Annotated in this window: 1 protein-coding gene; it reads right to left on the bottom strand. The window is 46.1% G+C overall.

The window, feature by feature from the left end; translation table 11 throughout:
- Positions 1-351: 351 nt before the first annotated feature.
- The coding region (gene dacB / locus ACTHSP_RS20740; protein ID WP_440346852.1) for a D-alanyl-D-alanine carboxypeptidase/D-alanyl-D-alanine endopeptidase at positions 352-1083 on the bottom strand (732 nt) is incomplete at its 5' end.

The raw sequence follows: 1083 nt of genomic DNA, 5'->3' as shown, positions 1-1083 counted from the left end.
TTGGTTAGAGTACCGGCCTGTCACGCCGGGGGTCGCGGGTTCGAGCCCCGTCCGCCGCGCCATCAAGTTAAAAATAAGAAATACCGGTTTTTACCGGTATTTTTTTCGTCTGTATCCTATGCCTTTTTATAAAAAATCCAGCTATTTAGATAGTATAAACAGGGCAACACAATAAAGCAGACATATGGTTTGAATCTTGAAAAACCATCTATCTCAAGCGGATTCACACCAAACGTTTATTCATAAAATCCCTAAATCATCTTTCAAAATAGACATAAATACTTACCTCCCTCTCTTACACAAAGGCCGTCTGAAAACGTCAATACATTTTCAGACGGCCTTTTTAGCTTATTAAGCCTGATACCTAATCATGCAGGAGGCCTTAGCATCAATCCAATGTTCGCCACCGGGCTGAACGATTTTAGACACCAACTTATCCAAGTCGCGTAAATAATCGGTTGATTTCTGGCTGTTGATAATGACGACAACCAGCAACGGCTTTTCGCCCAACCAATACCCTGCCAGTGCGCGGACATCTTTAAGCGTACCGGTTTTGAGGCGCAGGTTTTCACCGGGCTGTTTCAAGCGTGTTTTAAGCGTACCGTCTTTACCGGCAATCGGCAGCGTACTGATAAACTCGTTTTTAAACGGGCTGAAGTAGGCTTTTTCCAACATTTGCGCCATCATTCGCGCATTGAGCCGTTCTACACGGGACAGGCCTGAGCCGTTTTCCAACACCAGCCCTTCCGTATTGATACCGGCAACCGCCAGCTCGCTTTTTACGATAGAAGCGGCCTTAGTCTGCGCCAGCTTGTAATCAGACATATTTCCGGCAAATTTAAGGAAAACCGAACGGGCAATCAGATTATTAGAATGCTTGTTCATATCGGTGAGAATATCGGTAAGCGGTTTGGATAGATGGCTCGCCAACACATGCGCATCATGAGGCGCAGCACCTGTCGTCAGGCCGTCTGAAACTGTACCGTCTTGTTGGCGCCATTGGTTGACAAAACTTTTGCCGACATATTCTTTCATGCTGTACATATTCAGATACAGCTCTTTGCCCAAGCAGCTTTCCGGCAG

The sequence above is a fragment of the Neisseria sp. P0001.S005 genome (assembly GCF_051963715.1).
This window is presented reverse-complemented; position numbering and strand designations above follow the sequence as displayed.